Genomic DNA, 6,830 nt, shown 5'->3' with positions numbered 1-6,830 from the left:
CGGTGTACGGGCGGGCGGGCGGCCAACGCGTCGCCGCCGTGGTCGGGGTGGGCCAGGACGTCGAACGCGGCATAGGTGGCGGGGAGTCGGACGGCCAGGGCGCGGGCCCAGTCCAGCGTGGACGCGGCGCGGGCCTGGACCGCCCCGAAATCGACCCGGTCGCCGTTCCAGATGACCGCCTCGCCGTTTATGTGGGCTGCCAGGTGTGTCTCACGCGCGGCCTGTCCACAAGAGGCGGTGTGCGAGGTGGAGCAGATCTGCCAGGTCCAGCACCCTTCCGTCGAAGCCCGGGAGGGGTACATGGAGTGGCTCGGTCCAGTGGGCGGGGATGGCGTCCAGTCCGTAGTACGCCCCCGCGAGGCCTCCTGTCACTGCGGCGACGGTGTCGGTGTCGCCGCCGAGGTCGATGGCCGCGCGTATCGCGTCTTCGAAGCTGGTGGTGGTGCGCAGGGCCCAGACAGCGGAGCCCAGGCAGGGCCACACGGCTCCGTTGAACTCGGTTGCCTGGTCCGGGTGCCAGTCGGGCGCGAGGACTGCGCTGTAGCGGCTGCGGTGGTCGGGATGGACCAGAGCGAGGACGTCCGGGAGCGCGGCGAGTGGGTCGTTGTCCTCGAACGTGACCCGGATGAGTTCGTGGAAGATCGCAGTGCCTTCCCAAGCCGCGCGGTCGCCGTGGGTCAGGGCAGCGATGCGGCGGGCCGCGTCCATGGTGGCTTCCTGGCCGGCGGCGGCGAAGTAGACCGCGGAGGTCGACGCGCGCATCAAGGAGCCGTTTCCCGCTGCTCGTTGGTTGACCTGGAAGTGGATCGCAGCGGCAAGTTCCCAGGGCATGCCGTTTGTCAGGACGTCTTCGGTCTGCAAGCCGATGTCCTTCGGTTCTGATGCCGCCCACCGCTGGAAGCGGGCGAAGATGTCCGGCAGATCCAGCCCACCCTGCTCCAGCAGCGACTCCGCGACAAGGACGGCCATCTGCGTGTCGTCCGTCGCCTCACCAGGCTCCCAGCCACCGCCTCCACACATCTCACCACCGCCACCAGGCGCAGGAAACCGGGCCGAGAAGCCTCCCTGGGGACCGAACTCGAAGGGACCGCCCAGAGCGTCGCCCACCGCCGAGCCGACGACCGCGCCGGCAGCCCGCTGCATCCACTTCATTCACGCAGGCTATCCGGGCGGTACCGACGGACTCACGGCCCGATTACCTTCCTCGGCTTCGCGACCATCGGAGGCGAACGCGTCTCGTCCACAGAGGAGCACCGCCTGAGACACCTTGGGTCTGAGACACCCGTACAGGTCGCATAACCCCGTCCAGCACGGTCCCCGGGGGCAGCGCCATGGCGGGGACGGCAAGGTCCATCCAGTGCGAGGTGACGGTGCGGCCCGTGCGGGAGTAGCAGATCACCCCGTCCTCGGTGCGCCGCAGGAGCATCCGGTGGCCGTCCACCTTGATCTCAGAATTCCAGTCGGGGCCGGTCGGGAGGGTCGGCACGGCGCGGGCCAGGGCAGGCCGGATCGGGAACTCCACAGCCCCGACCCTGACCCGCGCGGGCCCGCACCGCACCCCGGAGGGCAGAGAACGGTGGACCACCACCCCTGCGGCTACGACGTCAGGCAGCCGGGGTGTACCGCACGATGGTGTCCTCGCACGGCCCCTCTGAGTAGACCTTCAGCGCCTCCAGCTCCCGGTCATCCGCGGTGAGACCCCAACGCAGTTTGGTGGCCACCCACTCCCCCACGTACCGGCACTGCGCCTCCGGCGACGGCGGCATCCAGTCCGCCGGATCCTGATCCGACTTCTGCCGGTTGGAGCGCGCCGTCACCGCGACCAGGGACACGGTCGAGCCCTGGTCGTTCGCGTACGCCTCCCGACGCGCCGCCGTCCACGCCGAGGCACCGGAGTCCCACGATTCGGCGAGCGGGACCATGTGGTCGATGTCCAGGGAACCGGCACTGGTGACCTCCTGGCCGTCGTAGTACGACGTCCACGTTCCGCCCGTCAGCTTGCAGCCGGCCTCCACCGTCGGCACCACAACCGCCTCAGAGATGAGGACTTCGGCGCGGGTATTGCACCCATCGCCTGCGTCGTCGCCGCCGTTCCAGTGCTTGAACTTGCTGCGGGTATAGCCGGTGCGGTCCTCCTCGGTCACCTTCACCAGGCCCACCGCATCGGCCAGCGTCGTCACCTCAGGTGCGGGGGCGGCCTCGGCGACCGGGGAGGAGAGAAGGGGAGTCAGGGCAAGGGAGAGTGCGCCGAAGGTGCGCACGAAGTTCTTGATCACCACGGCGTTCTACCGGCCGCACCCCACCCCGGTGGAGCCCGTTGCCCTGGTGCTCACCCGCCCGGGGGAAGAGGTTCACCGCAGAAACGCTCCGCCGCACGCGGCGGCGGCGCGGGGCCTGGTGCCAGTGACAAGGGCCGCCACCGGCACCAGGGGTCCGAGCCGTACTCCAGGAGACCCGGACCTGTCCCGCACACCCATACGGCACGGTCTGCCCACGACCCTATCCAGCGCGGCCGGGCCGCGGGTGTGCGAACCCGGAGCTGTCTGTCCTCCGGGGAACGCGATATGTGCCGGGCCGAACTGCCACCGCCAGGACACGACGGACGAGAAGCGGACGCATTTATATTGAACCGCTGCCGCCGCCGCTGGCCTGTGGCACCGCCTCCGTCGGCCTTGACGCCGACGTCAGCGCAGGGGCGGAGACGTCGGCGTCAAGGGCGTGCTGTCAGCTCTGCCGGGCAGCGGAGCCGGTCGGGCCGGTGGCGGTGCTGGCGTCCTTGCCCGTCTCGATCAGGATCTGTGCGGTGTCGTTGGTCGCGTTGTGGTCGAAGGGGCGCTCCTGGCCGGTGAAGGAGACTTCGCCGGTGGTGCGGCCGACGGCCTTGTCGATGCGCAGGACGAAGGGGTAGCTCTCGCCGCCGTTCACGTCGACCCAGGACTGCGAGGTGCCGCAGCGGTAGTGGGTCGTGGTGACCGCGTCGCAGAATCCGTGGGCCTTGACGACGGAGGTGCCCTTCGGAATGTGGACGTCGACGGTGGTGACGCTCTCGTCGCGGTTTCCCTGGACGCGGGCGGGGCCCTTGTTGGCGAACTTCACCGTCGCGGTGACCTTGTCGCCCACCTTCCCCTTCGCCTCGGTGCCGGTCAGGGCGAAGTCTGCGGTGTTCGCAACGTTCACCTCGGCCTTGGCGACAGGCCCGGGGTGGTTCTGCCGGTCCGCGTCGGTGGCCGGATTCTTCTCCACGAGGGTGAGCGGGTCGCCGGTGCCCGGCACGGGCTCGCTGGAGCCGCCGTCGCCCGGGTCCGGCGCGTCCGTGCCGATCGTGACCCGCAGGTCCTCCCGGAACGCGGAGCCGAGCGCCTTGAGCGAGACGGGCTTCGCCGTGCCGTAGACGACACCCGGCTTCAGCGGCTGCTCGATCTTGCAGGAAGCGACGTTCGACGCGGGCATCTCGTCGTACGAGGGGACGGTGTAGTACGTGCAGTTCTTGTACGTCTCGTCCGCCTTCAGGCCCGGCGGCACGGCGTACGTCACCCAGACCGCGGGTACTTCCGCCGTTCCCTTGTTGAGGAAGGTCAGCGGGGTGGAGAACGAGCTTCCGGGCTGAACCCCCTCGATCGGGGCGATCGTTCCGACGCCGAGATCCGGCTCCGAGGCGGCGGCGAATGCTGGTACGGCAGCCACCGCCACCAGCGTTGCGGCTACGGCGGCGGTCCCGCCGCGCAGGACACGGCTACGGGAATCTGAGATACGCATGCAAGTCCTTCAATCGTGGGGCTGGTGGGGCAGGGAAAAGCGAACTGCGGTCCCTCACGTCTCAAGACAGGCGCGAAACAAGGCGGGTTGTGCCGACCTGACCCACCGTGACAAAACACAGACATGAACGAACAGAATCAGCCACTAACTACCAACCGAGGCGCCATCAAGGACGAACCCGCTCCCAGCACCGTCGGCGGGGCTTCCTCTTCTCGATCCGGTCAACAGCCGACCGCAGCTCGACCTGCTCCCCCGGCCGCTCGGAAACGAGGACGGCGTCGCGGTGAGCGACCAGGAGTTCGAGCACCCCGCCGCTTGCTGATGCGCGCGCCGGCCACAGGCCAGCCGGATCTCGGGGTCGGTCTCCTCTGGCCCGGGCCAAGGCTCAGTGGAGCAGCGGGTCGTGGAGTAATCTCGTCGGGCGCAGCCGGCGTCCGGGGGCTCCGTGGTCGGGACCGTACTGCCCGACGAGGTCGCCGCCGACCACCCGGCCATCCGCAAGGCGTGGGGCGACGGAGGCTACCGCCCGCCTCCTCGGCACCGACGTGGAGATCACCGCCCGCAACCCGGGCCCAGGGGCTTCACCCGCATCCCCCAACGGTGGGCGGCCGAGCGAACCTACGGCTGGCTCATGCTCCACCGGCGCCTGGCCCGCGACTGCGAAACCCTGCCCACCCGCCCCGAAGCCATGATTGACCTCGCTATGACCGGTCTTACGGCCTGGCGTTCCCGGGATGGAGCATCCGATGGAAACGGCCCCTGACGGAGCTACGCCGGGTCAGTTGTGGTTCTCGTCGATGGTGACGGCGATGCCGTTTTCGACTTTGACGACCACATCGATGCTCTTCTCAGCGGCGGCCTCGAGCTCGTCCTCGGTGCACTGCTTGATTTCCTCGCGGTCGCCGCAGATCAAGCCGGCTCCGTTGATGACGGTCTCGTTGGAGGTGAGGAACGCCCGCCGGCCCTCGTCGTTCACGACGGTGTACTTGTTCGGCGCCAGGTACGCGAGCTTCCCGCTCCACAGGCCGGACGTCTTGCCGTCATTGCTGCCGGAGTGGTCCTCGATGACGCTGACGGCGATGCCGTTCTTCAGTTTGACCGTGGCGGAGACTCCGTCCCTGGCGGCGGCCTCGAGCTCGTCCTCGCTGCAGGGCGTGGCTGCCTGGCCGGCCGCGTCCCCGCAGATCTTCCCGGCGCCCTGGATGTCGGTGTCCGTGGAGGTGAAGAACTGCTGCTTGGTGTCCTTGAGATCGGAGACGGTGTACTTGCCGGGGGCGAGATAGGAAACCGTGCCGAACCAGGTACCGGTCACCTCCTTGCCGTCGGACTTGTTCCCGGTGGTGCCGTCGGCCTGTTCCTCGTCGCTGCCGGAAGCCTTGGTGTCACTGCCGGACATCGCCTTCGTCTCCGAGGACGAGGAACTGGAGGTGTTCGCCTTGTCGTCCCCGGAGCCACCGTCCTGACAGGCCGTGAGAAGCGTGGTCGTAGCGATCAGGGCGGCGGCGGTGAGGACGGACTTGCGGTGGCTGCGAAGCATGTGGCCTCTTCCTGTGGCTGCTACTGATGTGCGGCCAGCCGGCGCAATGCGCGGAACGGCTGTGCACTCGGTCGATCAACAGCCTGCCTGCTGCGGTGATCGTGACGAAAGAGCAGTTACAAGGTGATGACACCCCTACCGAGTTCACGGAACACACAGGCACAAGACGGGCACAACCTTCCCCCTACGGGCACGTCCTCCACCGGGGCCCTCGGCAATCACGCACCGACAGAACCGCACATCCGGCAACGTCATGACCACACCGGCAGCATGACGCCTCCCGCCCACTGACCAGCACAACCGCCCGTGGGCCGTCGGCAGCGTGAGGCGGGGCCGGCCGGGCCAGTCCTGGCGGTCGCCGGTTTAGCGGTTGATGTTGCCGTGGCGGGTGACGCCCCAGACGGAGCCGTCCGCGGCGGCCCCGATGTCGAAGAGGTTGCCGGGATCTGAACCCACCGGTCGGCGGTCGCCGGCCCTGCGAGGGAAGGCAACGAGCCCGGCCAAGCCGTAACACGCGCTCCAGGGGCGCGGTCGTCCCAGAGCTCTGCGCGCGGTCAGCGCCGTCGGCCGCTGCCGATGCGGCGGTCATCGGCCAGTCCGGTCAGCGGGCCGAACTCGCAGGCAAGCTCGTTCCACGTCAGAACCTCGCCACAGCGGGCCGGGAAATCCTTCGGGTTGAACTCGGGCATGGTCCAGGTGCCAGTGCCCCGGTCCCGCAGCCACAGGTCCCCGTCACCGTCGACCACGGTCGGCGGGACCGGTACCGGCTCGGCCTGATCGGTGGGCTCCCAGGTGACCCGGCCCGGGTGGGAAACGCGGCGCAGCTCGGTGGTGGCCAGCCGCGCGGCCAAGTCACGGGTGGACTCCTCGGCCTCCTTGACCGACGCGAGCCGAAAGGCGTCGTCAAGTACGGGCAGGGCTGGATTCTTGCTGCGCTTTGAACTCATACGCTGACTACCTCCGGTAGGGGGCGTCACATCCGATATGGCACCCCACAGAGGAACACGCTATCCGAGGCGGGAGACGGGCCGGCTACGACCAATGTCCAGGTGGAGGCACTGACACACCGGGCGGAGGGGCTCGGTGGTGAGCTGGTCCGGGACGTGGCGCAACCCGTGTGCCGGTGCGGGAATCGGCGCCCTACTCGAGCGGTATATCAGCCCGCGCCCACCCTGGGCGGGTACGGGAGCGGTGGAAGCGGGCTCGGAGAAGGGGGGCAGCGAGAGCGGTCGGCGGTCGGTCATGATCCCTAGTTCCCAGGTCCGGCCCTGTGGGTAGGCCGGGCTAGTTGCAGCTCACCAGACAAAGGCCGGTCGGCCGGGCTCACTTCAGCGTGACGCACGCCTTCGTCGACAGGTTCTTGAACTGGACGCAGAGCTTCGTGCTGCGCGGGTACTTCGGGCCCGTGTGCCCGTCCCGGCCCCAGGACACTTCCACGTGGCTGCCCACGCGGGCCGCACGCTTCCAGCCCCCGCCGGTCTTCCACGTGCCACCGGGCTTCTTCACCAGCCAGCGGGCGGTGCCGGACCGGACACCC

The 6,830-nt window shown here is 69.0% G+C and carries 4 protein-coding genes and 4 pseudogenes; 1 reads left to right on the top strand and 7 read right to left on the bottom strand.

Annotation, left to right across the window (positions count from 1 at the left end):
* The 4 genes and pseudogenes from IE134_RS34350 to IE134_RS32805 form a co-directional block, all read right to left on the bottom strand.
* Positions 1-302: pseudogene (locus IE134_RS34350) on the bottom strand (hypothetical protein); the annotation flags it as partial.
* On the bottom strand, positions 211-1,152 hold the full coding sequence (locus tag IE134_RS32815; RefSeq protein ID WP_189432621.1) for an ADP-ribosylglycohydrolase family protein: 942 nt from the start codon (positions 1,150-1,152) through the stop codon (positions 211-213). The pseudogene IE134_RS34350 and the gene IE134_RS32815, both read right to left, overlap by 92 nt.
* Positions 1,153-1,604: 452 nt before the next feature.
* The gene (locus IE134_RS32810; protein WP_189432620.1) at positions 1,605-2,276 is read right to left on the bottom strand and encodes an HNH endonuclease family protein; all 672 of its coding nucleotides are present in this window, start codon (positions 2,274-2,276) and stop codon (positions 1,605-1,607) included.
* Positions 2,277-2,742: 466 nt separating this feature from the next.
* A pseudogene (locus IE134_RS32805) lies at positions 2,743-3,756 on the bottom strand (peptidase); the annotation flags it as partial.
* A gap of 442 nt (positions 3,757-4,198) precedes the next feature.
* On the opposite strand from IE134_RS32805, the pseudogene IE134_RS34715 reads away from it, so the two are divergent.
* Positions 4,199-4,519 (top strand): annotated as a pseudogene (locus IE134_RS34715) (IS5/IS1182 family transposase); the annotation flags it as partial.
* Between the two features lie 15 nt (positions 4,520-4,534).
* Here IE134_RS34715 and IE134_RS32795 read toward each other — a convergent pair.
* The 3 genes and pseudogenes from IE134_RS32795 to IE134_RS32785 all read right to left on the bottom strand — a co-directional run.
* Positions 4,535-5,293, bottom strand: coding sequence for a hypothetical protein (locus tag IE134_RS32795; RefSeq protein WP_189432618.1), 759 nt, complete (start codon positions 5,291-5,293; stop codon positions 4,535-4,537).
* 554 nt (positions 5,294-5,847) lie between these two features.
* Positions 5,848-6,240 (bottom strand): hypothetical protein, encoded by a 393-nt coding sequence (locus tag IE134_RS32790; RefSeq protein WP_189432616.1) that lies wholly within the window; start codon positions 6,238-6,240, stop codon positions 5,848-5,850.
* Positions 6,241-6,616: 376 nt separating this feature from the next.
* Positions 6,617-6,830: pseudogene (locus IE134_RS32785) on the bottom strand (hypothetical protein); the annotation flags it as partial.

The organism is Streptomyces rubiginosohelvolus (genome assembly GCF_014649875.1).
Taxonomy (GTDB): Bacteria; Actinomycetota; Actinomycetes; order Streptomycetales; family Streptomycetaceae; genus Streptomyces; species Streptomyces rubiginosohelvolus.
The sequence above is the reverse complement of the archived record's forward strand: the minus strand, read 5'-3'. Positions and strand labels throughout refer to the sequence as shown.